The 24325-nt window shown below is 55.2% G+C and carries 22 protein-coding genes; 10 read left to right on the top strand and 12 right to left on the bottom strand.

The genetic code is table 11. The annotated features are described in order from the left end of the window. Positions 1-21: 21 nt before the first annotated feature. The 7 genes from tmk to B9Z49_RS21620 all read left to right on the top strand — a co-directional run bounded on the left by tmk (position 22) and on the right by B9Z49_RS21620 (position 8320). A complete protein-coding gene (gene tmk, locus B9Z49_RS13675) occupies positions 22-663 on the top strand; it encodes a dTMP kinase (protein WP_108353997.1) in 642 nt (213 codons plus the stop codon). Then, positions 660-1664 carry a DNA polymerase III subunit delta' gene (locus B9Z49_RS13670; protein WP_108353996.1) on the top strand — a complete coding sequence of 335 codons (1005 nt, stop codon included), beginning with the start codon at positions 660-662 and terminating at the stop codon, positions 1662-1664. Before tmk ends, B9Z49_RS13670 begins: the two co-directional genes overlap by 4 nt. Positions 1665-1667: 3 nt before the next feature. Next, a complete protein-coding gene (locus tag B9Z49_RS13665) occupies positions 1668-2474 on the top strand; it encodes a TatD family hydrolase (protein WP_108353995.1) in 807 nt (268 codons plus the stop codon). Between the two features lie 5 nt (positions 2475-2479). Further along, a complete protein-coding gene (locus B9Z49_RS13660; RefSeq protein ID WP_108353994.1) occupies positions 2480-3205 on the top strand; it encodes an ankyrin repeat domain-containing protein in 726 nt (241 codons plus the stop codon). A gap of 174 nt (positions 3206-3379) precedes the next feature. Continuing rightward, complete coding sequence (locus tag B9Z49_RS13655) at positions 3380-5449, top strand: hypothetical protein (protein ID WP_146188531.1); 2070 nt, start codon at positions 3380-3382, stop codon at positions 5447-5449. Next, positions 5449-6462, top strand: coding sequence for an ATP-binding protein (locus B9Z49_RS13650; protein WP_108353992.1), 1014 nt, complete (start codon positions 5449-5451; stop codon positions 6460-6462). Before B9Z49_RS13655 ends, B9Z49_RS13650 begins: the two co-directional genes overlap by 1 nt. A gap of 4 nt (positions 6463-6466) precedes the next feature. Further along, a complete protein-coding gene (locus B9Z49_RS21620; RefSeq protein ID WP_146188530.1) occupies positions 6467-8320 on the top strand; it encodes a hypothetical protein in 1854 nt (617 codons plus the stop codon). Between the two features lie 223 nt (positions 8321-8543). Here the strand turns inward: B9Z49_RS21620 and B9Z49_RS21615 are convergent, their stop codons facing one another. The 8 genes from B9Z49_RS21615 to B9Z49_RS13605 form a co-directional block, all read right to left on the bottom strand. Further along, entirely contained in the window at positions 8544-9071 is a 528-nt protein-coding gene (locus B9Z49_RS21615) for a hypothetical protein (RefSeq protein WP_146188529.1), read from the bottom strand. 58 nt (positions 9072-9129) lie between these two features. Continuing rightward, a complete protein-coding gene (locus B9Z49_RS13635; RefSeq protein ID WP_053176209.1) occupies positions 9130-9504 on the bottom strand; it encodes a hypothetical protein in 375 nt (124 codons plus the stop codon). 49 nt (positions 9505-9553) lie between these two features. Continuing rightward, positions 9554-12673: an efflux RND transporter permease subunit gene (locus B9Z49_RS13630; protein ID WP_053176211.1), complete on the bottom strand. Its 3120-nt coding sequence runs from the start codon at positions 12671-12673 to the stop codon at positions 9554-9556. Positions 12674-12685: 12 nt separating this feature from the next. Next, a complete protein-coding gene (locus tag B9Z49_RS13625) occupies positions 12686-13816 on the bottom strand; it encodes an HlyD family efflux transporter periplasmic adaptor subunit (RefSeq protein WP_108353990.1) in 1131 nt (376 codons plus the stop codon). Positions 13817-13827: 11 nt separating this feature from the next. Further along, positions 13828-14364 carry a hypothetical protein gene (locus B9Z49_RS13620; RefSeq protein WP_233254624.1) on the bottom strand — a complete coding sequence of 179 codons (537 nt, stop codon included), beginning with the start codon at positions 14362-14364 and terminating at the stop codon, positions 13828-13830. 32 nt (positions 14365-14396) lie between these two features. Continuing rightward, on the bottom strand, positions 14397-15677 hold the full coding sequence (locus B9Z49_RS13615) for a TolC family protein (RefSeq protein WP_089957647.1): 1281 nt from the start codon (positions 15675-15677) through the stop codon (positions 14397-14399). 152 nt (positions 15678-15829) lie between these two features. Further along, complete coding sequence (locus B9Z49_RS13610) at positions 15830-16183, bottom strand: hypothetical protein (RefSeq protein WP_089957644.1); 354 nt, start codon at positions 16181-16183, stop codon at positions 15830-15832. A 103-nt stretch (positions 16184-16286) separates the two neighbouring features. Continuing rightward, on the bottom strand, positions 16287-18533 hold the full coding sequence (locus tag B9Z49_RS13605; protein ID WP_108353988.1) for a cation-translocating P-type ATPase: 2247 nt from the start codon (positions 18531-18533) through the stop codon (positions 16287-16289). 89 nt (positions 18534-18622) lie between these two features. Between B9Z49_RS13605 and cadR the strand changes: the two genes are divergently transcribed. Next, on the top strand, positions 18623-19072 hold the full coding sequence (cadR, locus tag B9Z49_RS13600) for a Cd(II)/Pb(II)-responsive transcriptional regulator (RefSeq protein WP_108354073.1): 450 nt from the start codon (positions 18623-18625) through the stop codon (positions 19070-19072). A 106-nt stretch (positions 19073-19178) separates the two neighbouring features. On the opposite strand, the gene B9Z49_RS13595 is transcribed toward cadR, so the two are convergent. The 4 genes from B9Z49_RS13595 to B9Z49_RS13580 form a co-directional block, all read right to left on the bottom strand. Continuing rightward, entirely contained in the window at positions 19179-19496 is a 318-nt protein-coding gene (locus tag B9Z49_RS13595) for a YnfA family protein (protein WP_053176984.1), read from the bottom strand. 396 nt (positions 19497-19892) lie between these two features. Beyond that, on the bottom strand, positions 19893-20219 hold the full coding sequence (locus B9Z49_RS13590; protein WP_194944739.1) for a LacI family transcriptional regulator: 327 nt from the start codon (positions 20217-20219) through the stop codon (positions 19893-19895). A gap of 80 nt (positions 20220-20299) precedes the next feature. Further along, complete coding sequence (locus tag B9Z49_RS13585; RefSeq protein ID WP_089957701.1) at positions 20300-21721, bottom strand: heavy metal sensor histidine kinase; 1422 nt, start codon at positions 21719-21721, stop codon at positions 20300-20302. Continuing rightward, positions 21722-22405, bottom strand: coding sequence for a heavy metal response regulator transcription factor (locus tag B9Z49_RS13580; RefSeq protein WP_089958025.1), 684 nt, complete (start codon positions 22403-22405; stop codon positions 21722-21724). A gap of 210 nt (positions 22406-22615) precedes the next feature. On the opposite strand from B9Z49_RS13580, the gene B9Z49_RS13575 reads away from it, so the two are divergent. Both B9Z49_RS13575 and B9Z49_RS13570 read left to right on the top strand, forming a co-directional pair. Continuing rightward, entirely contained in the window at positions 22616-22882 is a 267-nt protein-coding gene (locus tag B9Z49_RS13575; RefSeq protein WP_228769235.1) for a hypothetical protein, read from the top strand. Further along, the gene (locus tag B9Z49_RS13570; RefSeq protein ID WP_089957694.1) at positions 22879-24312 is read left to right on the top strand and encodes a TolC family protein; all 1434 of its coding nucleotides are present in this window, start codon (positions 22879-22881) and stop codon (positions 24310-24312) included. The genes B9Z49_RS13575 and B9Z49_RS13570 overlap by 4 nt, the downstream gene beginning before the upstream one ends. The last annotated feature ends 13 nt before the right edge of the window (positions 24313-24325 follow it).

Below are 24325 nucleotides of genomic sequence, written 5' to 3'. Positions count from 1 at the left end.
TTTTTCCCAATTTCACACACCATGACACGCGGTTTGTTCATCAGTTTTGAAGGCATCGACGGTGCGGGCAAGTCCACGCACATTGATCGCGTGGCCCAGTTGTTCCGCGAAGCGGGCAGGGCGGTCGTGCTTTCACGCGAGCCGGGCGGCACACCCCTGTCAGAAAAGCTGCGCGAACTGGTGCTGCACGAGCCCATGGACGCACTGACCGAAGCGCTGTTGATGTTCGCGGCCCGCCGCGAACATTTGGGACAAGTCATTGAGCCTGCCCTCGCCCGAGGCGATGTGGTGTTGTGCGACCGCTTCACCGACGCCACTTTTGCCTATCAGGGCGGTGGGCGTGGTTTTGACTGGCAGGTGCTGGTCCAACTGGAACGCATGGTGCAGGTCTTGCCTGATGGCGCTTTGCGTCAACCCGAGCTGACCATTTGGTTTGATCTGGACCCTCATATTGCTGCACAGCGCCTGGCCTCGGCCCGCGTGCCGGACAAATTCGAGTCTCAGCCCGCCGACTTTTTTGCCGCCGTGCGAGCTGGCTATGCCAAGCGCCAGTCCGAAATGCCTGGCCGTTTTGCGCGCATTGATGCCGCCCAAAGCTTGGACGCTGTGGGTGCTGATGTGGGCCGCGTGTTGAGCGACTGGATGAAGCGGACTACCGCATGAACACCGTTTTGAACGCCCCGTGGATTGCAAGGCAGGCCAACGATTTGCTGGCCCAGCGGGGTCACGCTTGGTTGCTGCAAGGCCCTTCTGGTTTGGGCCAATACGAATTGGCGCTGGCCCTGGTGTCGGCCTGGCTTTGCGAAAAACCGACTGTGCAGGGCGCTTGTGGCAACTGTCCGAGCTGCCATGCCGTGGCCGTGCGCACCCACGCCGACTTGGCCGTGCTTATGCCCGAGACGGTGATGATCGAGCTGGGTTGGCCTTTGTCTGAAAAAGCCCAAGACGAGATTGATAAGAAAACCCGCAAGCCCAGCAAAGAAATCAGGGTAGATGCGATGAGGGACGCGGTGGAGTTTTCACAGCGTACCGATGCACGGGGACGCGGCAAAGCGGTGTTGGTGTTTCCGGCCGAACGCATGAATACCATCACGGCCAACACCTTGCTCAAAACCCTTGAAGAACCGCCTGGTGATGTTCGCTTTGTGCTGGCCGCCGAGGCGGCGCACATGCTGCTGCCCACCATCCGCAGCCGATGTCTGGCCCACACCATGAAGTGGCCAGAGGCCGATGAAGCTTTGACTTGGTTAAGCGGGCAAGGCGTGACCGCCCCTGTGGCGCAGTCTTTGCTGCGCAGCGCAGGTGGTCGTCCCACCGATGTGCTGCGCCAAGCCGAAAGCGGTTTGTCGCCCGACTGGTGGGCCGCTTTGCCCAAGGCCATGCGTGGGGGTGATGCCCGTCATTTGGCTAATATGAGTCCCGCGCAAGCCATCGACGCTTTGCAAAAACTTTGCCACGACCTGGTGCTGCGCCATTCAGGCGCTGCGCCGCGTTTTTTCGATGCCTCTCAACTGCCTCCAAGCCACGCCTCAGTAGCTGTGCTGACCGATTGGTTCAAACGCCTGATGCAGTCGTCGCGCACGGCCGAGCACCCTTTCAATGCCGGTCTAATGCTCGAAGCTCTGACCGCTGATGCCCAACAAACCCTGCTCTCCAAGGGCTGAGCCATGTACACCGATTCCCATTGCCATTTGAATTTTCCTGAGCTGATGAGCCAGTTGGACAGCATCCAGCAGGCCATGGTGGCCGCCCAAGTGACCCGCGCCATGGTCATTTGCACCACGATGGAAAAGTTCGACGAGGTTCACAACCTGGCCATGGCCAATGACAACATGTGGGCCACGGTGGGGGTGCACCCCGACAATGAAGGCGTGCGCGAGCCTAATTTGCAGGATTTGCTGGACGGCGCAGCGCGCCCCAAAGTGGTGGCCATTGGCGAGACGGGCCTGGACTATTACCAAATGGACGAGCGCAAAGGCGGGCGTACCGTTGCAGACATGGAATGGCAGCGCGAGCGTTTTCGCACCCACATCCGCGCAGCACGGCAGACGGGTTTGCCGCTGGTGATCCACACCCGTCAGGCATCAGACGACACCATCGCCATCTTGAAAGAAGAGGGTGAAACAGGCGGAGCAGGGTGCGCGGGCGGGGTTTTTCATTGCTTCACCGAAAGCCAAGAGGTCGCCCGAGCGGCCTTGGATTTGGGTTTTTACATCTCCTTGTCGGGCATCCTGACTTTCAAGACGGCGGCCGAATTGCGCGAAGTGGCTAAATTTGTACCCGATGACCGCTTGTTGATTGAGACCGATAGCCCTTATTTAGCGCCTGTGCCTTACCGCGGCAAGCTCAATAACCCCTCTTATGTTCCCTTTGTGGCCAAACTGTTGGGTGAATTGCGTGGGTGCAGTTCCGAGGCGATTGGTGAGTTGACGACCCTAAATTTCCTGAAATTGTTTGCTAAAACGACCAATTAATATTCATGTGTTACATTAAAATTTTTAAAAAAGTCTATGTGATTATTGGACTTTTCTGTTTTTCATCTCTTGCACAAGCCGGAGCTTACGAGGACTTTTTTAAAGCGGTCCAGTTTGATAATGTTCGTACCGTGCAAGCCTTGCTTCAACGTGGCTTTGATCCCAACACGGTCAACCCAGAGGGCGTTCCAGCCCTGATGCTGGCGGTGCGAGAACCAACCTTGAAGGTGGCCGAGTTACTGGCAAGTTGGCCAAAAATCAAAACCGAACTGCGCAACGAGAAAGACGAAAGTGTGTTGATGTTGGCTGCCCTAAAAGGCCATTTCAGCTTGGTACAAAAACTGGTTGAACATGATGCCGATGTGAATAAACCTGGCTGGACACCTTTGCATTACGCAGCGTCTGCTGGCCACGTGAAAATCGTCGAGTACCTGCTGGAGCAAAGCGCCTACATTGACGCTGAGTCACCCAACGGCACCACGCCACTGATGATGGCCGCAATGTACGGCAGCCCCGAAGCCGTCAAGGTGCTGATTCAGGCAGGTGCTGATTTGGACCATAAAAACCAACTGGGTCTGAGTGCTTTGGATTTTGCTGTACGCGGCCAACGACAAAATTCCAAAGAACTCATTGAAACCGGATTGGCACGTCTGGCGGCTCGTCGAAACCAGGCAACACCCAACTCGGATCAGCAAAAACCCGCCGGGGCCAACCCATCCATACCCAAGTAATTCCAAGTGATCCCCGTTCACACAAGTAAATTTGATGCTACTAACAGCTGGATCTTCCCTCTGGAGGGTGTCTCTTTCCAAGTAAAGTTGATGCTACGAATTCCAAGTAAAGTTGACGTTAAGTGATTCTTCCTTTTTAATGAGTCTTGAATAGACCTTTAACTAGGAGGTTCTATGGCTTTATCGGGACGAATTGGATATCGCTCAACGCCGAATTCTGAGCTATCGAGCCAGAGCATTGACCTTAGCAGCTGGCCTATGGTGGATGAGAACAGCTTGTCAGCTGCTCGCAAAACTAAATTTTTAGCCCGAAAAAAAGCCATTGAGCTGTATCTCAAGGGCGCTACCGATGCAGTTTTGCAGAAGAAAACGGGTGAAAAACGATCCAATATCTACCGAATCATCACAAACCGATGCCTTCAAAGGCACTCAGATGGGGATATTTTTGGTTGGCGAGGAGCACTTCCACATTTCCGTGTGACCGCTTACGAGCGTCAAACTGCACCTGTTGTTCACGAAAATGGGGCTGGAGCAACCGGCGCGTTGAAGTGGCTACTTGAACGTCCACAGTTCAAAGATTTGAAAGATCGTTTTCACAAACGAATCCTCAATAACGCCGATTCTCTTGCACACCCTAAGATCAATGTTCAAACGATCTTTCGATGGTTCATTGACGAGCTAAGAAAAGCTGGCTTGGAAGATCAGAAAGCCTGGCCATTCAATTCAGAGTCGCTCGGCTATGAGTCAGTTCGTCTGTACATCAAGAAGGTTTTGGCAGAGCATCCTTTTTTAGCCATGTCAAAAATGGGGGGGCCTGACGCAATTGCAAAAGCCAAAGCCTCCGATGGAACCCGACGACCTGATTTCAAGCTGTTTGATCGGGTCGAGTGTGATGCCCACAAATTGGACTGCCGAATGGTGGTCATGGTGCCGTCTCCTCACGGCGGTTATGAACCCAGAAAAATCCGCCGCATCTGGATCATCGTGATCATTGACGTCAGATCCCGTGCAGTTCTGGGGTATCACATCAGCTTGCGACGCGAATGCAGTGCGCTCGACGTTCTGATCACCATCAAAAATGCTTTATCCAAGTGGGCCCCAAGAACCTTGACGTTTTGTGAGGATGGGTACGCAGAAGGCGCGGCCTTGCCATCCGCACACTCTGAAGTCTATTTGTCAGCTTGCTGGAATGAGTTCAGCGTTGATGGCGCATTGGCCAACGTTTGCCCCAGAGTCGAGGAGCCATTGCTGCATATTGTTGGCGCCAAGGTCATCAAACCCCAAGACCCTACGTCTTACAGTTCAAGGCGCAGCAAAGATGATCGGCCATTCATTGAGTCGTTTTTCAGGGTTTTGGCCTCTGGCACCATGCACCGACTCTCTCCGAGCACAGGCAGCAGTCACGAAGATAAGAAAGGACGAGATCCAGAAAAAATTGCTGCGGAGGTCCAGTTCCAACTTGACTATGCTGAGGAGTTGCTGGATGTCACCATCGCGAACTACAACGCCACGCCACATACAGGTCTGGGCTATCGCAGTCCTCTAGCTCAAATGGACTTCTTGTCTTCCAAAACAAAAAATCGCATTCGTCACGCTGACCCAGAGCTCGTTAAAAGAATGGCGGGAAGCAGAAAGGTCTGCACATTGCTTGGCGGTGAATACACGGGCAAAAGACCGTATTTCAACTTTGAGAACGCCAAATACACCTCCGAGTGGCTGGTTCAACGTCCGGATCTTCTCGGTAAAAAACTATGGCTTCAACTGGATGACGAAACAGACGCACGCTGGGCCACAGTCTCCGATTCAAATGGTCTGATCTACGGAACCGTCCATGTTCAACCGCCGTGGCACCGATCACCCCACACCCTTTACATGCGGCAAGCCATTCGGGCACTTGCGACAAAGCGATTGTTATTTCTGACCGGCAATAGGGATCCCGTCCAGGCGTTAATTGAATACGCTGAGATACATGCCAATAAAAAGCTACCTGTTCATCCGGCCTATCTGCAGGCGCGACGAATCATGATGACAAGCACTCAAGCGCTGGATGAAATGAAAGAGCCGAACTTTTCGGTGCCAGACGTCATGGGTGAAATCAACCGTCAGGCCATGCCCGAAGAGCTGACCAAGGTCTCCGGAGTATCCAAGAAAACGAAGGGCACCTCACCGCCACCTGAGCCGAAACCCAAATCTGCAAGCCAGAGCGCTCCACTTCCCAAGATGCGCATGGCAAAGACCTGGTGATGGAAAACTCAGACTTTCAGCTCGTTCCAGAGCACATCCCCAAAGACCATCCCCTGGTCACGAGAGATTACTCGTTGTTCACCCCCGCCATTGAAAAAATGGTGAGCACCATCGGACGGTGGCTAGACGATCAATTTGATGGTGCCACCATTTATGGGGCCTCTCGACTGGGTAAATCCAGCGCTGTTGATAACTGGCTAGAAGGCTTGCTCGCTGCCAGGTATGGAGGATTCATACCGATGGTGATCTGGAGTCATACCGAATCGGGCGGTGCCAGCGCATCCGGGCGGTTCTATGCAAATTTGCTGGAAGCAGCCAAGCATCGGTTGGCCAGATCAACACGTAGCCCAACGGAACGCTTGGGAATGCTCGTGGACCGTTTTGAACAATTGTCAGCACAGGCGGGCGGACGTTTTGTTGTACTTGTGATTGACGAAGCACAAGGCATGACGATGCGCGAGTGGTTGTGGCTTGTCGAGCTGCACAGCATGCTGGAGAAAAAGAGGATTCGGTTGTGTGTGATTTCCATCGCTTCTGTTCAATTTCGGGATGACCCGATCAATCTCGCCATGGCTGGCGGTGCACATGTCGCTGCGAGGTTCTTGCTTACCGCTGCCAGGTTTCATGGCATTTGCGATGAGGCGCAATTGGGGTACGTGATGTCCGGGTATGACGAAGGCTCTGAATGGCCTGTTGGATCGGGCATTTCTTTTACTGCCAGCATCGTCCCTGAGCTTTGGAGCAATGGATTTCGCATTGCCAGTTATGCGGCACCACTTTGGGAAGAGTTCATTAACCAATTGCCGCATCGCTATGACGGGCCGCATGAAATTCCAATGAAAACCATCTCTGTGGTGTGCAGACGGATTCTCCTTTTGCTGGCGTCTGGACGAGCGGTGTCTGATGTGTTGTCAAAAAAATCCATCAGTGAAATCGTCGAGCATTCTGGCCATGGTGCCCTGATGGCGATTATTTCAGCGGGGGCACCAAGGGGACGAACACCAAAGGGGTAAGCGCATGACAACTCTGACATGGAAGCCAGGCACGCTGTTGCCTTACACGTCACTTTGGCTGACCTTAAGAAAACTGGCCCACTTGAACAAACTCAGAATTTCTGACTTTCCACTGAGTGAAGATTTTTCACCCAGGGCGAAACGTGCGCAGAGTCAAAGCCGTTCGGTTCAAAATGTTGATCTTCGGGTTTTGGCTCGACTGATGGGTGAGCCAGTTCAATTGTTTTCATTTTGTGATCATCGATTCATTCCATACTGCTGGCAATTCTTGTTCACACCCCAAAACGGCTACTGCCCAAAGTGCTTGGAGTTGGGATATCACACCAGGCTCTTTTCACTGAAATTGCTTACTCAGTGCCCGATCCACGAGGAGCCTCTGCACGTCGAATGTTCGTGCATGAAGAACGATGGAGAGCGTGTTGATGCCATGTCTCTTGCTTATCCAAATACTTGCCAATGTTCAAGCCTGAAGTATTTCGATCCAGCGCGCTTGAACGGAAACGATCATCGTTTGATCAACACCGAAAAACTCAAGCCTCTTGCCGATTGGTTGACGTCGTTGAGCGCCATTTATGTGGCCTCGTACATGAACAGAAAATTTGATGCTTTGCACGAGGAAGAATGGCTCATTCGACTCAAAGAATTGTGTGAAATCCAAGCTATCGCATATCCGAATGCATTGATCAAATATGAAACACCTAATTACCGTTACGCCTACAGAACTAAGAGTATTGAATTTCGAGAGCTACCAAATAAACCTCGGCTGGGATTCGAGCAGGGTGGTCACACTGATTTTTGGAGAATGAGTTTTGTACCAACAGATGTCTACAAATCTGTAGCGCGGTATTTGCGTCGGCACGTGGTTCCGCGATCTGATTATTGGGTGTGGCAATTCAGAAAGTGCATAACGCCAGAGGCGATTGCGGCACTGCTGCGATCCAACCGGCAAGCCCGTCTGGCATTCATAGAGCTGATTTGGGCCAGAACCGTTGAGCCGACGGTGGACATAAGGCGCTGGGATGAACGTAAGAAATTCCCCCCAGAAGTAGGGTGGTACAGATGCAAATTTTCAGAGTTCTTGGGCGAGGCGTCCGTTGGATTTGAGCAGTACCTTCAGAGAGCATCAAAAACCGAATATTCATCATGGGTCCAAAGTCACGTCTTTGGCCTTTACTGCCTGGCAGTTTGGAAAGAAGCAGAGCTATTTGTTGAATACAAGATCGGACAGGGACGATGCACTTGGTCAACCGATGACATTCGTCAATTGAACCTTTTCCAGATCACAGTGACCCGGCCTACTGCACGAAGTCTGGAGTTCACAAGCTATGTGGATGAGCCATTGGCATTGACACGAAAAATCGGACGAAGCAAATCACAAAGAGTTTTGGATCATGACAACCTTGCCCAAGCGATGAAAGAAAAGTGTGGGTCAGGTCTTTGTTTGACTTGGTCCGAGCGTGATGGTTGGCACACAGCGCCAAGTGTTGAACTCTGTGATGGTTGGAAAATCCACCATGTGTCCATCGCTCCCAGACGACGAATTAAATCAATCCTGGTCTACTCAGGAGGGTACTTTTACCTACGGTTGGTTGACTACAAAATTCAAGTCTTTTCAGTCCGAACATCCGACCTGTTCGGTTTTATGCGCCTGCAATTTGCTCAATTTTGCAAGATGAACAACCTCTCGCTCTCCAACGATGAGCATAATTTTGCTCACCCTTTGAAGGCTATTTCGAGTCCGGTATGTAGGAGTTTTGATCAATATAAATATTTATGTGAACGTGAAATTGATCGGCATGGATTTTGCGCATCAGATCGTCGTATCGAAGCCTTTCGGTTGAACGGGTTGGTCTCATAGCGAAATGATTTCGTTGAAATATGGCCAATTCAGACCCGGTCATCTATCATTGCCTTGAGGGTGAGGTAGAGGCCATAAGCGGACGATAAGGATATTGCATCAACCTGAGCTTCAGGCTGATTGCAGGCGTTTGTGAAACCAAGCGTGTTGAGTGTTTGCGCCATGAACGTCACTGCCACTCCCACCGCCAATGACAAACAGTCATGGCGGGGGCCCCAGAACATCAAAGGAAAGTGATGTCTTTGATCAAACGGGAACGCAGTGCGCGCCGTTTAAGTTGATCAACTGAGTCATCTGTCCACCAATGTGAAGAGTTGCCCCAGATCCAATCGGTACCCGTAATCCCTAGTAACCGAACTTCTCCCTTCGTACCTGAAATTGTTCGATCAAAGGTCTTGCCTCCAACATTGAAGGTGATTTGATGAGTCCCCTCTTTTAATCGCAGGCGAATCATGGAGTTTGGAACAGTCTCCATCGCTGCGCCACCATCCACAGAAATGTCCAACGGATGATGTCCGTCGCCCCAATAACGCACGACGTAAACCGTCAGAGCTTCAGGCACTGAGGCAAACGACTTTGCTTCATCATCCTTGGCAATGCTGGGTGCAGGATCTTTGGTGCAGTAACCATTTCTTCCTCGATCCGTATGGCAATACGGCTTCTCAGCGATTCGATCAACCGGTGAAGCGCAGCCTGCGATGCCAAGTACGCAAGCTGAGACGACGATTGTTTTGGTAATCCAAGTTTTCATAATAATTTCCCAAAATTGATCCACAATTTGTGGCAAAAACAAGTAAGTTGTAAACGCCTCATTTCAGAACAAAACGTGCAGAAGTGGTTTTCCCAGCTGAACTGAATTGAGCAACAACCTTTGTCCCAGGAGCTACCTTGAAGCTACCTTTGGCTTCAAGCTTGTCGCCTGTTGGTTTCAACTCAACTTCTTGCTTGTCAGCGCCAGAAAGCAGTGTGACTTTTGCCGTCGTTTTACTCACGTCAACGGGTTTGCCATGGTCACGCACGAACAACTGCAGCACATCAGGTTTGGCGACCAGTTCGTAGTCAACATCCTTGACGGTGGTCAAAACACCACCTTGCATGGGTTTGTGATCCGCATCGTGTGGCCCTGCCCATGCGAGTCCGCTGAGGAAAAGCGACGATGTGATCAAGAGCGTATGGAATTTCATGAGATGTCCTTTTGAGGTTTTGGTTGAGGTTGAAGAAACGAATGAATGGTCAGAATGCTTCAGCATCTTTGTCTTGCAAAAGCGCCTCGGCAGGTTTGCGGCCAAAGAGCCAAAACATGGCAGGCGTCAGAAAGGTGTCGAGCAGCGTCGAGCTGATCAAGCCCGAGAAAATCACCACGGCGACCGGGTGCAAAATTTCGGTGCCGGGGCGTTCGGCCTCGAAGAGCAAGGGTGCCAATGCGAAGGCAGTCACCAAGGCCGTCATCAACACAGGGCTCAATCGTTCCATCGAACCGCGCAAGATCATGGGCTTGGTGAAGGACTCTCCCTCAAAGCGCATGAGGTTGATGTAATGGCTGACTTTCAAAATGCCGTTGCGCACCGAAATGCCAGCCAACGTGATGAACCCGACCAAGGCGGCCACCGACAAGGGCTGACCTGACAGCCAAAGACCCAACACGGCACCCACGAGCGCCAAGGGAATGTTCACCATGATCAAGGCCGACAAAACGGCGGACTTGTAGCGGCTGTAAAGCACCACAAACATCAACACCACAGAGACCACCGAGAGCAAAGAGATCAGGCGCGAGGCTTCTTCTTGCGCCTGAAACTGTCCTCCAAGGGTGATGAAGTAGCCCTCTGGCAATCGAGAATCCGCCGTCACTTTGCGTATGTCGGCCACAACTTCTGACAATGGGCGGCCCGAAGCGTTGGCAGAAATCACGATACGCCGCTTGCCGTTGTCCCGACTGATTTGGTTGGGACCATCGGCGTCTTCAATCGTTGCGATTTTGGACAGCGGAATTCTGCCCGAGGGTGTTTCGATCAACACCTGGCCCAAGCCTTCCAGCGATCGTGCGGATTCTGGTAAACGCACAACCAACGCAAAGCGGCGACCTCCCTCCATGATTTGCGTGACACGTTCACCTTCCACCAGGGTCTGCAGTGTGGCAAGCACTTGCGCGCCAGACAGGCCGTATTGCGCCGCTGCCGCATAGTCCAACCGTACCTTGATCTGGGGTGCAAGAACTTGTTTTTCGATTTGCAGGTCAGCTATGCCCTCGATACCTGACAGCCGTGAGCGCAGCGCATCGGCTTGCCCGCGCAGCACGTCCAGGTCTTCGCCAAAAATCTTGATGGCGATTTGGGAGCGCACCCCAGACAGCATGTGGTCGATGCGGTGTGAGATGGGTTGCCCCACCTCAATCGAAGCAGGCAGGTTGACCAAGCGTGCACGGATGTCGGCACGGACCTCATCCATTGAGCGCGTCAACTCGCCTGAGGGTTTGATGCCCACGTCCAATTCGCTGACATGAACACCTTCGGCATGCTCATCCAGTTCAGCACGTCCGCTGCGCCTGCCCACATGCAGCACTTCGGGCACCTGCTTGACCAGCACTTCGGCCTGGCGCGCCAGGTCAGAGGACTCGGTCAAGGTCACGCCCGGGTTCAGCCGTATGCCCACCAGCAAGGTGCCTTCATTAAAAGGAGGCAAGAAGGTGGTCGGAAAAAACGGAACAGCCGCCGCAGCCAACACCACCGCCACACATGCACTGGTTATCGCCACGCGTGGCTTGTCCAGCACTTTTTGCAAACTGCCTTTGTAGCCTTGCTTGAGCCATGCCAGCACTTTGGTGTCGCCATGGTCCAGGTTTTTCATGCCCGGCAAGAGGTAGTAGCTCAGCACCGGCGTCATCGTTACCGACACCAACAAAGAGGCCAGTGTCGAGATGATGAAGGCAATGCCCAGCGGCACAAACAACTTGCCTTCCAGGCCCGGCAAAGCAAAAAGCGGCAGGAAGACCAGCACGATGATCACCGTCGCATAGAGGATCGCCGAGCGGACTTCCATGGACGCCTTGGCCACGAGCGCGAGCAGCGACAGGCGCTGACTGGGGTCCTTGGCACGGTCTTCTTTCATGCGCCGCAAGATGTTTTCCACATCCACCACGGCATCGTCCACCAGTCCGCCAATGGCAATCGCCAGTCCTCCAAGCGTCATGGTGTTGATCGACAAGCCAAAATACTTGAACACCAGTGCCGTGATGAAGATGGACACTGGGATGGCGGTGAGCGCAATGATGGTGGGTCGAACTGTGCCCAAGAAGAAGAAAAGGATCGCGGCCACAAACAGCGACGCACCGATCAACTTGCCTTGCAGCGTCGAGATCGACGCCTCAATGAAGCTGGCCTGGCGGAAGGTCACACGGGGTGCCTCCATCCCCTCAGGAAGGGATGCCTTGAGATCCGTAATCGCTTCTTCAATCGACTGTGTCAAACGGGTCGTGTCAGCGGTGGGTTGCTTTTGAACGCCCAGAATCACGGCGGGCTTGCCCTCAAAGCCTGCATCCCCACGTTTGATGGCTGCGGCAAAAGTGACCTCAGCGATCTGGCGCAACAAGATGGGCTGACCGTTCTTGGCGGTGATGGCCAGATTGCGCAAGTCCTCCAGGCGTGAAGTGCGACCAAGATTTCGAATCAGGTACTCGCGCCCGTTGAGTTCCAGAAACCCCCCCGAGGTGTTGGCCGAAAACCCGCGCAACGCCGACTCCAACTGGTCCAAGGAGATACCCAAGTCCGACAGGCGCGCTGTGTTGGGCTGCACCTGAAACTGACGCACTTCGCCGCCAATGGGAATGATCTGTGCGACACCCGGTATGGACAAGAGTCGCGGCCGGAGCACCCAGTCGGCGTACTCACGCACCGCCATAGGGGAGATTTTCTGCGGATCGACAGGAATAGCGATCTGCATGATCTCACCCATGATGGAGCTGATCGGTCCCATGCGGGGTATCACCCCGGCAGCCAAACCTTCTTCCATGGACGAGAGACGTTCAGACACCAGTTGGCGTGCCCGAAAAATCTCTGTGTCCCAGTTGAAGGTGACATACAAAAAGGACAGGCCAGCAGAGGAAGTAGAACGAACCGATTCGACCCCAGGCAAGCCATTCATGGCCGTCTCCAGAGGAAAGGTAATCAGTTGCTCGACCTCTTCGGGCGCCATGCCACCCGCCTCGGTCATGATCGTCACAGTAGGTTTGTTGAGGTCGGGAAAGACATCGACTGGCGTTCGAGACAATGTGAATGCCCCGTAAGCCATCAACACGGCACCCGCTATCAACACCAGAAGCCGGTTGGTCAGGCTATTTTCGAGAAGCCACTTGAACATATCGTGACCCCTTTAACGGACTTGGTTGATGAGCGTGGCACCTTGGGTCGCCACACGATCGCCAGACTTTAAGCCCGAGATCACCGTGACACGCGCTCCATCCAGGGGCTCGAACGTCACTGTGCGTGGTTCAAACTGCTCAGCTGCAGACTTGACCCACACCACGTTCTGATTGGCAGCGTTTTTCATCAGTGCCGACTGGGGGACCGCAATACCCTGTGTCTTTTGCTTGGACTGCACATAGACTTTGACGGGCTGTCCAACGGCCAGGCCTAATAGTTCCGGGCTTTGCACTTGGAAGTTCAGCGGCAGAGCTTGCTCTCGCAAACTGCGCGCTGCACCCATGAAAACCAGTGGTGTGCGCTGGTCGCCGACAGCCAATGTGGCACCGCCGATGTTGTTGGCCACTGAGCTATCAAAAGCCAAGGCTTCGATACGCAGCCGCTTCGGGTCGACAATTTCAAAAATCAATTCCCGCGTGTCCACCACTTGGCCTGCTACGACATGCGCCGAGGCAATCACGCCAGAAACGGGCGCGACCAGTGCTTCTTTGCTGCTGAGGCCGCCACCAATGGCCGACATGCGGTCGGTGAGGCTGAGCACATCACTCTCTGCGGCTTCCACTTCCTTGCGCGGCACGGTATCTGATAACTCGCGCAAACGTGCCAAACGCTTTTCAGCAAGCGCTTTGGCAGCGCGAAATTCGGCCAATTGAGTCAACTGGCTGGCCCGCTCTAGGGGGGCGACCGCAGGGACCACGTAGGCCAATACCTGACCCTTCTTGACGGTTTGCCCTGCGTTGGGCAGGCCATTAGGGCCGGGTTCTATGCGTCCGGCGTTGATGGGCTGGACTTTGCCCCCAGCGTTGGGGTCCATCAGTACCTGACCATTGAGTTCAAAGGCGCGTGGCAGCTCAGCGGTTTCCACCACCATCGTGCGCACATTCAGTTGGCGTTGGGCTGGTTTGGGCAGAAACACGCTGCCATCGGCCATGCGCTGTGGACCATTGGCATTGGCCGTCGCAGGCGCAGCGCCGTGGTCATGGCCTTCGCCCGCGTACGTAGGCAGCGCAGCACCTGTAAGGGTCAAAGCAGTGGCCAGTGCCATCCAGTGGCGTTTTTTTGAAGTGTTGATTGTTTTCATGCTGAGGCTCCTTAGGCCGTACGAGCTTGTTGACGAAAGCGAACGATCGCGCCTAATGCCATCAGGGCCAATAACCCCCCGCCGATCCACAGGGCGATGCCTTTCCAAGAAGAACCACTGACAGGTTCATCTTCGTCCTCGTGCAAATCGAGTTCGCCAGTCAGCAGGTCGTTCAGTTCACCGGCCTGAATGGTTGCGGTGATGGCAATGACGCCAGGTTTGAGCGTGTCCTTGAGGATGACTTCGTATTCACCTACGCCATGTTTTTCGGCTTTGTATTTGCCGCCTTGAATATCGATGTCAATTAGGGCGTCATTGACCGGACTGTTGTCTGTAAAACGGTCCAGGTAAATCGTCAGCTGCTTGCCATTGACAATGCCGACCATTTCCAGATCCTCTGAAAACGCGACGAAACGCGGCAGTGCTGTTCCCTGGGTTTTTGGCGCAGCTTCCGTGTGATCGTGACCCGCACCGGCAATGGCCATAGGACTGAGTAATGTGAATATCAGCGCCATAAAGGTGGCGACTGTTGAATGAATGATCTTCATAGTGTTCCTTGAATTTTTGAGGGGTGTCAGCATCACTGAGGCAGCAGGCCCAAGGACTGCCGCAATGCCGAAATGGCGGAGGCTAGGTCAATTCGGCTTCGAGCGGCTTGTCTCGCGGCCTCTGCAGCCTCTGCTTCAATGCGCAAGCGGGTGGGCAGATCCGACTCGCCCAGCCTGAACGACTTGTCAAAAAAGCTGCGGGACTCGTTGGCCAGCTGGGCTCGTCGCTGCGCAGCATCAAGTTGAGTGCGTGCGGCCTCCAGACGAGCAGCAGCGCCTTGTTTGTCGGCTTGAATGCGCGCCTGCTCGAGGACCAGTTGTGACTGCACTTCTATCGCTTCGGCTTGTGCAGTCGCAAGACGGGCGTCATGCCTAGGGCCTGCACCCAAGGGCACGCGAATGCCAATCAGCACAGTCTGGCCATAGCGTTCTCCAAATGCCCCACGGCCGCGCGTGGTGGCCACCGTGAGTTCCGGGTTGGATCGCCTCTGGGCGCTGATCAGCTGAGCCGTCCGCTCGGCCATCGTGATGCGATCCTCCAGTTCAGCCAACAAGGGATGCCCCACTGACGCACCCGTATGTGGGGTCGAATCTGGCGTTGGCTCCACCGCCGCGTTGACTTTCAAGTCTGCCGGTGCCGTCCTGCCTGTTAGCGCCATCACTTGTGCCAAGGCTGCGGCAGATGCAGCTTGAGCTTGGGCGGCATGCGCTTGGGCCGCAGCGACAGCGCCTTCGGCTTGATGCTGGTCGGACTTTGCCAGATCACCCGCGTTGGTCCGTTTGGCAACATCAGCGGCGAGGCGTTGTGCATTGGCCAGTTGTTCGCTCGCCAGTTCAGCATCTACGCGAGCTCGCAACCAGCCCCACCAAGCATCCCTGACGGAAGAAGCGAGCCGAAGTTGTGAGGCGAGCAGCTTGCGCTCAACCAACGAGATTTCAGCTTGCGCCAGATCGGCACTGGCTGTGCGTTGTCCGGGTAGCCAAATTGGAACGGCGATACCCACCTCAGCTTCCCGCGCACCGCTGTTGCCTGTCATCCGGTCTGATCGCTGACTTATCTCCAGCGAGGGCGGCTCGGGGGACAGCATCGACGCGGCTTTGGCCTGGGCCAGGGCGGCATCGCGACGCGATTGAAGCGCGTGCGCCTCGGGTTGCCTTTGCCACGCCGTTTCGAAAACATCTTTCAAGGACACCGAGCCACTCAACGCGGCGGCGGATGTGCCTTGTGCTTGGGCCGTCAGCACCAAGCCACTCAGGGTCATGACCAACAGCGCGATTCGAATCGGTGTCGGTCTTTTTTTGTACAAACTCATAGCTCATCTCCAATGGTGAAAACATCCAAGGAGATCAGCGAGCAGCGACAACACGTCGCTAGGCGATGACGCACAACGCGCAAAGCGTCATGTGCATCCGCACACAGGGGATTCGAAAAGAGGGAAAGGTAAAGAAACCCGAGGCTCGCCGATCAGGCAAGCACGGGCCATTGAGGCCGTTCAGGACGTTCACTTGCCATATGAGAAGCAATGACCTGAAGGTGAAGTGGGTGATCGTCAGAGGCTGCTAATGTGGTCTTGCTCAGATCGCTGACCAGGGCAGCGGCACAACCCATATGGCAAGTGGCACAGTCATGGTCCATGCCCGCCGATTGAGGGGGATTTTTGCTGGACTCTTGCTGGTCAATTGACGCATGGTCATGGGTGTGGTGACCAGGGTGCTTGGCAGTTACACTGGTTTCGTGCTCGCAATAGCTTGCCATTGCTGCCCAGCTGTATTGCAAGGGCAACAGAACCAGCAAGAAAATTGCCAAGAACTTTTTCATAAGTTGATAGTATAGTCGCTTCAGGCTTGCTTGATCACGGGACGAGGCGTTGGCCTCAGTAATCCTGAGGAAATGGAAGAGGTTTACAGCTGCCAAGGAGCCATCACTTGACTGCCTTGAGAAGCCGAAGCCCGTTGAAAACCACCAACAAGCTTGCGCCCATGTCGGCAAAGACCGCCATCCACATAGAGGCGTCATCAAAGATGGCCATCAGCAAGAATACTGCCTTGATACCCAGAGCGAGGGTGATGTTCTGCCACAAAATGACATGGGTCCGTTTGGATAGGCGAATCGTCTCGGGCAATCGGCGCAGGTCGTCGTTCATGACGACGACGTCAGCCGCTTCCATGGCTGTGTGAGTGCCCGCAGCGCCCATCGCAAAGCCAATGTTCGCCTTTGCAAGTGCCGGGGCATCATTGATGCCGTCACCGGTCATGGCCGTCACACCGTATCTTCCTTGGAACTCTTCAATCGCCTTGAGCTTGTCCTCAGGCAGCAGGTTGCCTCGGATTTCTGAAATGCCTGCCAAGTGTCCGACGGTGCGCGCCGTTGCGGCGTTATCACCTGTCAACATGATGGGAACGACCCCCAGCGCCTTCATCTCGGAAATGGCCTCGATCGATGACGGTTTGATCGTGTCCGCTACAGCGAAGAGCGCGATCACCCGGTCCCGATTGGCCAAAATGGTCACAGTTCGCCCCGCCTCCTCATGGACCGCCAGGCGTGCTTCCAATGGCGCAGAACACTGGCCGCGCTCTTCGATCCAGCGGTGATTGGCCAGGATGTAGGGGTGGCCATCGATCACCCCCTGGACGCCACGACCTGCGACCGCTTCAAATACTTCGACTTCCTGGGCTTTTACCGCTAGGCCTTGAGCAATCGCTTTCGAGACCGGGTGGTCTGAACGCGCAGCCAGGCTCTTTGCGAGCAGTTCTACCCGTTGCTCAGGCTCGTCGGGCGCGATGGGCTCGAACGCCACTAATTTGGGCTTCCCTTCGGTGATGGTGCCGGTTTTGTCCAAAGCGACGGCTTTGATCTTTCGGGCTTCCTCAAGGTAAACGCCTCCCTTGATCAAAATACCCCGCCGTGCCCCTACGGCCAGACCACTCACCACCGTGACGGGTGTGGAGATGACCAAGGCGCAAGGGCATGCAATCACAAGCAGGACCAAAGCCTTGTAGACCGCTTCGAGCCACGTGATCCCGGCCACCCAGGGCATCAGGACGGCAACCAGCAGCGCAAGGGCAAAGACCGCAGGTGTGTAGACGGCGGCGAACTGGTCAACAAAACGCTGCGTCGGTGCGCGAGAGGCTTGCGCTTCCTCGACGGCTTTGATGATCCGGCTGAGCGTGCTGTCTGAGGCGGGCGATGTGACCCGGACTTCCAGAGCAGAGGCCTGGTTGATGGTTCCGGCAAACACCTCATCACCAGGTCCTTTGTCCACGGGCAGGCTCTCGCCTGTCAAAGGCGATTGATCGACCGCGCTCTGACCCGCCAGCACGTTGCCATCAAGCGGAACACGCTCACCCGGAGAGATACGTACCACCGAGTTCAATGCAACAGACTTGACGCCAATCCGAAGCCAGCCGCCGTCCTCCTGGCGTACCTCGGCTTGCTCTGGTGATAAGGCAAGAAGGCTTTTGATGGCACCTCGAGCGCGATCGACCGCCCGCGCTTCGATGGCCTCTGCAATGGCATAGAGCGCCATCACCATGGCGGCCTCAGGCCACTGGCCGATCAGGAAGGCACCTGTGACGGCTACTGCCATGAGGGCGTTGATGTTCAATCGTCCTTGCCGCAGCGCAGTCAGCCCCTTTCCGTAGACGCCGAATCCTGAAAGGAAGATGGCACCCAAAGCGATGCCCATGCCCAGGGCTTTGATCCAGGTCGTCGCAGGGAAGGCGTACGCGATCGCCTCTGCTGCCAATGCCAAGCCGAGCGCAGCCAGAAGTTTTCCCCATATGTCCAAAAACGTCGCAGGCGCAGTAGGCGTAACCGAAGGGGTGTTGGCGTCTTCGTCGATGGGTTCAGGCTTAAAGCCCGCTTTTCGAATCGCCTGCAGTGCGTCTGGCAGTGCAGCTTGGCTCGCGGAAATGGTCAGTAGGCGTGCCCCAAGATCGAATCGCAGGGCTTCGATTCCCGGGATGCTATCCACAGCGCGCCGGATCTCGGACTCCTCTGAGGCGCAGTCCATGTTGGAGATACGGAACCTTTTCTGTGACTGGTCTGTGTTCATATGCGCCACGTCCTGCTCAGATTGCACCAAGGGTACGCAGGAAGCGGCTGAACATCCGCTCTCAGTCGGGCGGACCTGTGGCTTTGCGCCTTCGCAAGATGTACTTGTACTCATGATTTCTTCCTCGTTACAGCGATTAGAAACCCTGTAGCCACTTTAGAGTCAAGCGCCTAAAATATGGTCAACCGCTGATGGAGGACACCATGAGGATTGGAGAGCTCGCCAAGGCCACCGATACACAGGTGGAGACGATTCGCTACTACGAGCGTGAGGCCTTGTTGCCACAGCCGGGGCGAACAGAAGGCAACTACCGCGTCTATGGACCGGAGCACGTTGAACGACTTTCGTTCATTCGGTACTGCCGAAGCTTGGACATGGCCCTGAATGAGATTCGAGCGCTGTTGCGCATGAAAGATTCCCCCCCACAGGACTGTTCTGACATCAACGCCTTGGTTGATGAGCACATCAAGCATGTGGCGGTTCGAATCAGAGAGCTGAAGGTCTTGCAAAGGCAACTTGTTGAGTTGCGAACCGGTTGTGCCGGAAACGGCTCTGTCAGTGAGTGCGGTGTGCTTTCCGGAATTGCTCAGGCCTCTAAGGAAGTGGGGCCGGTGGGCAAGCGAGGCGCGCGCCATGTGCATGGGGCGCACTGATTTGCGTCAAAGGGGTACGAGTCCCTTTGAGCGCCCGTAAACACTGTTCCGAGATCCGCAAGCAAGGCGCTTTTTTCAAAGCATTCTCCAAATTGAGGATCTGTTCCTAGCGCGGTTGAAAGGCAATGATGCTCATACCCAGCAGGGCCACGGCAACACCCGCGACATCCCAATTCGATGGTCGGATGCCGTCGACGGCCCATAGCCAAAGAATAGCTGCAAAGATGTAGACACCCCCGTAAGCAGCGTAGACGCGTCCGGTGGCAGCTTCGTGCAGTGTCAGTAGCCACGCGAAGGCCGCCAGACTGACTCCGGCGGGTATCAGCAACCATGGAGATCCGTTTTGCTTGAGCCAGAGCCAGGGCAGGTAGCACCCCACGATTTCAGCGATTGCGGTTGCGAAATAGAGCGTGATGGTCTTCATTTGATCTCCTGTGCCTGATTTTCCATACTAGTTCATACCCCAGTTGCGTATTCCAGTGATGTTGACCAATCAACCCAGCAACGTGACCAACTAGTCCAATCGTTGTAACCATCGACAGCTATCGGCCAAAAGCGGACGATGCTGTTGTTGTATCAATCTGTGATTTAGGCTGGTTGTAGTCACTCGCGGTAAGTGGACGTCATAGTTGCGGCGATTACTACCGGTCATTTAAGCGGGAGGAGCTACGAGGACCGTTGTAATTGAAATACCGGTCACTCGACATGCCGCGTATGCGATCCGTGCTTATGCGAACATGATCGGGCGGTCTGGTGCTGGCTGTACAGACACCCCGCTGTCATGGAGTCAGTCGCCATCACTATCTTTTACAGTCCCGTCTCACCAAATCCGTAACCGCTGCTCCTCCCACAGCGCAGGCGGGTCCACCGCAAGATCAAACAGCGTCAGGTGATCCGGCAGCGTATCCTCCAAAATCGCCTCGACGATGTCCGGTGCCAGCGTAGTCAAATTCACCATCCGGCTGACGTAGCTGTTGTCGACTCCCTCCAGCGCTACATTTTCAGTCAGGTTTTTCAACTTGCCGTACTCCAGCATTGCCAACCACCGGTGGCCCCTGGCCAGCGCCAGTTCCAGCGGTGTGGCCGCCACGTCCCACGGCCGCAGCAGTTTCCCCGGTCGCCTTGATTGCTCATTGGGCAGTCTCATTTGTTTGCGCCCGCTGCGGCGGTTGTTATGAATCGGTACAGCGCGATCCGGCCCTCTCTTGTTCACGCAAAAGGCGTTATTCAGGGCCGACTAAGTAGTTCAGTCGCTTGCCTCATCCTTGCTTGAAGCCCTGGAAAAACAAGCCTGAATCGAGTCCACTCCTGGTCTGAAGTAACCGAGATCGCCCCGCCATGGGCCTCGACGATGGCTTTGGTAATCGACAGCCCCAAGCCTGCCCCGTCAGAAGCTGGGTGCCTGCGTGCTGAGTCTGCGCGATAGAAGCGCTCGAAGACTCTCTGCTGGACATCCAATGGAATCTCCTTGCCCGTGTTTTTGACAGTGACTTCAATTCCACGCGACGAACTTTCGATTCTGACGCCCACGACACCGCCGACTGGTGCATGCCTGAGCGCATTGGATAGGAGGTTGCTCAAGGCACGTCTGAACATCAAACGATCGCCATAGATTCGCCCATCACCTTCCACGCTCATCAAGATGCGTTTTTCGTCCGCAACGGCTTCATAAAATTCAACGAGTTCGCGAGCTCCTTGTGCTGCCGAGAAGGACTCCTTATGGGGCAGGTCTACCCCCCGCTCTGTCTTGGCGAGGAATAGCATGTCTGATACCACCCGAGCCAAACGCTGCAATTCCTCTGCGTTGGACGCCAGCGTATCTTGGTATGTCTTAAGGTCGCGTTGGGTGGACAGCGTCACCTGTGTTTGGGTGAGGAGATTGCTGATGGGTGTGCGAAGTTCATGTGCCAAATCCGCCGCAAAATCAGCAAGCTGTTTGAAGTCGTTCTGCAGGCGACCCAACATCTCATTGAGTTCCCTTGCCAAATCTGCCATTTCAATCGGGACGGCATCCTCGGGCATGCGCTCTTGCAACTGTTGGCCTGTCACTGCAGCGGCGCGACGTTTCATTGCGCGCAGCGGAGACATGCCTTGATGAGCCGCGAACCAAGCCAAGAATCCGCTTAGAAGAATGGCCAGCACAGCATAGATCGCAATGCTGCGCCGGAGCTCCCTCATGAATTCTTGGTGGTGCTGCGTATCGACGGCGAGTGATATTTGGAGCGGCCCGGCCATTCCCTGAACCATGCCAGCAGTAAAGCTCATCTCATGGAACTCGCGACCGCCACTCCTCCAAGACTGAAGCCCGTGGCCGTCGTCATTCGTGATGAATGATGCTTGCGTAGTCGGGCCGCTGTATCCGTTGGTCTGGTACAACTTTTCACCCTGCGGTCCTTTGACCAGAGCGTAAAGGCTGTGGTGATGGCTCAATGCTTCGTTCAGGCGACTGCGAGCTTCTTCATGGGATCGAGAACTGGCCAGAATGCCCTCGATCAGGTGCTTTTTATCATCCAAGGCGGCGCTATCGAGGTCGACGAAGTGCCTATCAGCCTCTACCATGAAAAGAAGCGCCAAGCCCAGGATGACCGAACTGGCCAGCGCTATAAAAAAGATGGTGAGGCGGGATGTCAGTGACAGCCTGCGAAACATCTAGCGACCCTCCGGCGCTTCGAGCACGTAGCCCATGCCGCGTACAGTTTGGATCAGCTTGAACTGGTGATCATCATCGATCTTGACGCGCAGACGCCTCATGGCCACCTCGATGACGTTAGTGTCGCTGTCGAAGTTCATGTCCCAAACCTGAGAGGCGATCAGCGACCTGGGCAGGACTTCTCCCTGCCTACGCATCAGCAGTTCTAGCAATCCAAACTCCTTGGCGGTGAGATTAAGGCGCTTGCCGTCTCGGGTGACGCGGCGGCGTAGCAGATCAAGTTGGAGGTCTGCCACCTGCAAGATCGTGGATTCGGTGCCACTACGACCGCGGCGCACAATGGTGCGAACTCGGGCCAAGAGCTCGGCAAAGGAAAACGGCTTGACGAGGTAATCGTCGGCGCCTAATTCAAGCCCCTTCACGCGATCTTCCACCTGATCGCGGGCGGTGAGAAACATGGCTGGCACTTGTAGGCCTTCATGACGTATCGCCTGCAGGACCTCCCAACCGTTCATGCCCGGCATCATCACATCCAGGATCGCGAGATCGTAGTTACCGCCAAGAGCTAGGTGAAGGCCGTCGGGCCCATTTCTGGCCAAGTCCACAACGAAACCGGCCTCGATCAGTCCCTGGCGCAGATATGCCCCGGTCTTAGGCTCATCTTCCACAATCAAAATTTTCATTGGCAACTGACCCTCTTTGGCAGACCTGAGTATGACGACTTCCATTTGTTGCGATGGCAAGATGACAAATATGTAATCTTTTCGACATCGTGCTGACGACTTGGTATTTTAATAATTCCCCCTATCTATGTTACCGATCACATTGAGGAAACCATGCTCGTCAGACGTTCACTATTATTCGCACAGACATGTCTCGCCCTGAGTTGTGCCATGTTAGCTGGTGTAGCCGCGGCCCAAGCCACCAGCGAGCCCGTGAAAAATCTTTCGGTGGTGGAAGTTGAGTACAAGTCTGCACTTAGTGACTTCCGCCCCTATAACGACCAGGCCATTCAGTCATGGGTCAAAGCCAACGACTTGGTAGGTCGTATTGGAGGCTGGCGCAGCTATGCCAAGGAGGTCGCGACAGGTGAGGCCCTGAAGGACGCCTCTGACGTGCCTGATACGCAATCTGGTCATCATGGGGGAGTCAAGCCATGAAGCGCATCCCAAGCACCTCGCTAGGGAAACTGGCGCTATCCGCGATCGCCTTGGCCACGCTTGCCGGTTGCGCCACTGTTAGCCTCGAACAAAACGTTGCCCGGGTGAACGAGGAGGCCAAGAGTTTTGCCGAAGGGCAGATTTCTCTCGCGCGGACTGCCGATGAGCGCGAACAGCGTGCGCAGGCGGCCCAGAAGCTGCTTCAAAACATTCTGGGTCAGCGCGAGGCGGTCCAGCTGGCGCTCGTCAACAGCCCATCGCTCCAGGCGTTGCTGGCTCAAGGTTGGGCGGAGTCCGCAGATGCGGCACAAGTGGGCACGATTGCAAACCCGGTCTTCTCCCTGGAACGCATGGTGGCCGGTGATGCGCTGGAGTTAAACCGTGCGCTTTCCTTTGGTCTGCTCGATATTCTGACCCTCCCTAGTCGCCAGGGAATCGCCAACCGTCGCATCGAAGTGGCCCATCTGCGACTGTCGAGTGATGTGGTCGACCAGGTCACCCGCGTGCGCCAGGCATGGGTCCGCGCCGTGGCTGCCCAACAGACGCTTCAGTATGCCAAGCAGGTGTATGAAAGCGCTGCAGCGAGTGCCGAACTGGCTCGCAGGATGCAGGCCATAGGCAACTTCAATCGCCTCACACGGGCTCGTGAGCAGGCCTTCTATGCGGACGCAGGGACCCGATTGGCAACAGCAACTCACCAAGTAACTGCTGCCCGCGAAGAGTTCGTACGCGTACTCGGTCTGGATGCCCAACAGGCCCAGATGCTCAAACTGCCGGACCGCTTGCCTGAACTACCCAAACAGGCGCTCGATCCGCAGGGCGTTGCGACGTTTGCTACGCGTAACCGCCTCGACATCCGTCTTGCCCAAAGCACACTGGATGCTTCCGCCAGAGCCCAGGGTTTGAACATGGTCACCAGCATCACCGACATTGAACTGAGGGCCATGCGCAACACCAGCACGAACAGCGTGGCGGGTGAGCGCAGCGTAGCGCGAGGGTATGAAATCGCGGTACGCCTGCCCATCTTTGATTGGGGGGGCATGCAGCGCGATGCCATGAACGCACGCACCTTGGCCGCAGCCAATCAGCTTGAGGCGACCGTCCGCTCGGCGGGTTCAAGCTTGCGAGAAAGCTACTCATCCTATCGCACGGCTTATGACATTGCACGGCACAACCGGGACGAGGTGATACCGCTTCGTAAGGTGATCTCAGAAGAGAACCAACTGCGCTACAACGGAATGATCATCGGCATCTTCGAGTTGCTGGCGGACTCACGTGATCAGGTCTCTACGGTCATGGCTGCGATCGGAGCCGAGCAGCAGTTTTGGCTAGCGGATGCCGCGCTACAAGCCTCACTGGTCGGGCGACCGATGAACACTCCGCTGGCAGCCATGCCCAGTGCGCCAGCCGGTGGCGCTGCGCCTCATTGAATGAAAGATACAA

This window comes from Limnohabitans sp. 2KL-51, assembly GCF_003063645.1.
Taxonomy (GTDB): Bacteria; Pseudomonadota; Gammaproteobacteria; order Burkholderiales; family Burkholderiaceae_C; genus Limnohabitans_A.
Note: the sequence above shows the minus strand (reverse complement) of the source record. Positions and strands in the feature narration are given on the sequence as shown.

Bases quoted from the DNA above. Each gene is read 5' to 3' on its own strand.
- B9Z49_RS13650 (WP_108353992.1), top strand. From the start codon at position 5,449: ATGGAAAACTCAGACTTTCAGCTCGTTCCAGAGCACATCCCCAAAGAC.
- B9Z49_RS13570 (WP_089957694.1), top strand. From the start codon at position 22,879: ATGAAGCGCATCCCAAGCACCTCGCTAGGGAAACTGGCGCTATCCGCG.
- B9Z49_RS13625 (WP_108353990.1), bottom strand. From the start codon at position 13,816: ATGAAAACAATCAACACTTCAAAAAAACGCCACTGGATGGCACTGGCC.
- B9Z49_RS13630 (WP_053176211.1), bottom strand. From the start codon at position 12,673: ATGTTCAAGTGGCTTCTCGAAAATAGCCTGACCAACCGGCTTCTGGTG.
- B9Z49_RS13580 (WP_089958025.1), bottom strand. From the start codon at position 22,405: ATGAAAATTTTGATTGTGGAAGATGAGCCTAAGACCGGGGCATATCTG.
- B9Z49_RS21615 (WP_146188529.1), bottom strand. From the start codon at position 9,071: ATGAAAACTTGGATTACCAAAACAATCGTCGTCTCAGCTTGCGTACTT.
- B9Z49_RS13595 (WP_053176984.1), bottom strand. From the start codon at position 19,496: ATGAAGACCATCACGCTCTATTTCGCAACCGCAATCGCTGAAATCGTG.
- B9Z49_RS13665 (WP_108353995.1), top strand. From the start codon at position 1,668: ATGTACACCGATTCCCATTGCCATTTGAATTTTCCTGAGCTGATGAGC.
- B9Z49_RS13575 (WP_228769235.1), top strand. From the start codon at position 22,616: ATGTTAGCTGGTGTAGCCGCGGCCCAAGCCACCAGCGAGCCCGTGAAA.
- B9Z49_RS13635 (WP_053176209.1), bottom strand. From the start codon at position 9,504: ATGAAATTCCATACGCTCTTGATCACATCGTCGCTTTTCCTCAGCGGA.
- B9Z49_RS13670 (WP_108353996.1), top strand. From the start codon at position 660: ATGAACACCGTTTTGAACGCCCCGTGGATTGCAAGGCAGGCCAACGAT.
- B9Z49_RS13605 (WP_108353988.1), bottom strand. From the start codon at position 18,533: ATGAGTACAAGTACATCTTGCGAAGGCGCAAAGCCACAGGTCCGCCCG.
- B9Z49_RS13655 (WP_146188531.1), top strand. From the start codon at position 3,380: ATGGCTTTATCGGGACGAATTGGATATCGCTCAACGCCGAATTCTGAG.
- cadR (WP_108354073.1), top strand. From the start codon at position 18,623: ATGAGGATTGGAGAGCTCGCCAAGGCCACCGATACACAGGTGGAGACG.
- B9Z49_RS13610 (WP_089957644.1), bottom strand. From the start codon at position 16,183: ATGAAAAAGTTCTTGGCAATTTTCTTGCTGGTTCTGTTGCCCTTGCAA.
- B9Z49_RS13585 (WP_089957701.1), bottom strand. From the start codon at position 21,721: ATGTTTCGCAGGCTGTCACTGACATCCCGCCTCACCATCTTTTTTATA.
- B9Z49_RS13660 (WP_108353994.1), top strand. From the start codon at position 2,480: ATGTGTTACATTAAAATTTTTAAAAAAGTCTATGTGATTATTGGACTT.
- B9Z49_RS13620 (WP_233254624.1), bottom strand. From the start codon at position 14,364: ATGAAGATCATTCATTCAACAGTCGCCACCTTTATGGCGCTGATATTC.
- tmk (WP_108353997.1), top strand. From the start codon at position 22: ATGACACGCGGTTTGTTCATCAGTTTTGAAGGCATCGACGGTGCGGGC.
- B9Z49_RS21620 (WP_146188530.1), top strand. From the start codon at position 6,467: ATGACAACTCTGACATGGAAGCCAGGCACGCTGTTGCCTTACACGTCA.
- B9Z49_RS13590 (WP_194944739.1), bottom strand. From the start codon at position 20,219: ATGAGACTGCCCAATGAGCAATCAAGGCGACCGGGGAAACTGCTGCGG.
- B9Z49_RS13615 (WP_089957647.1), bottom strand. From the start codon at position 15,677: ATGAGTTTGTACAAAAAAAGACCGACACCGATTCGAATCGCGCTGTTG.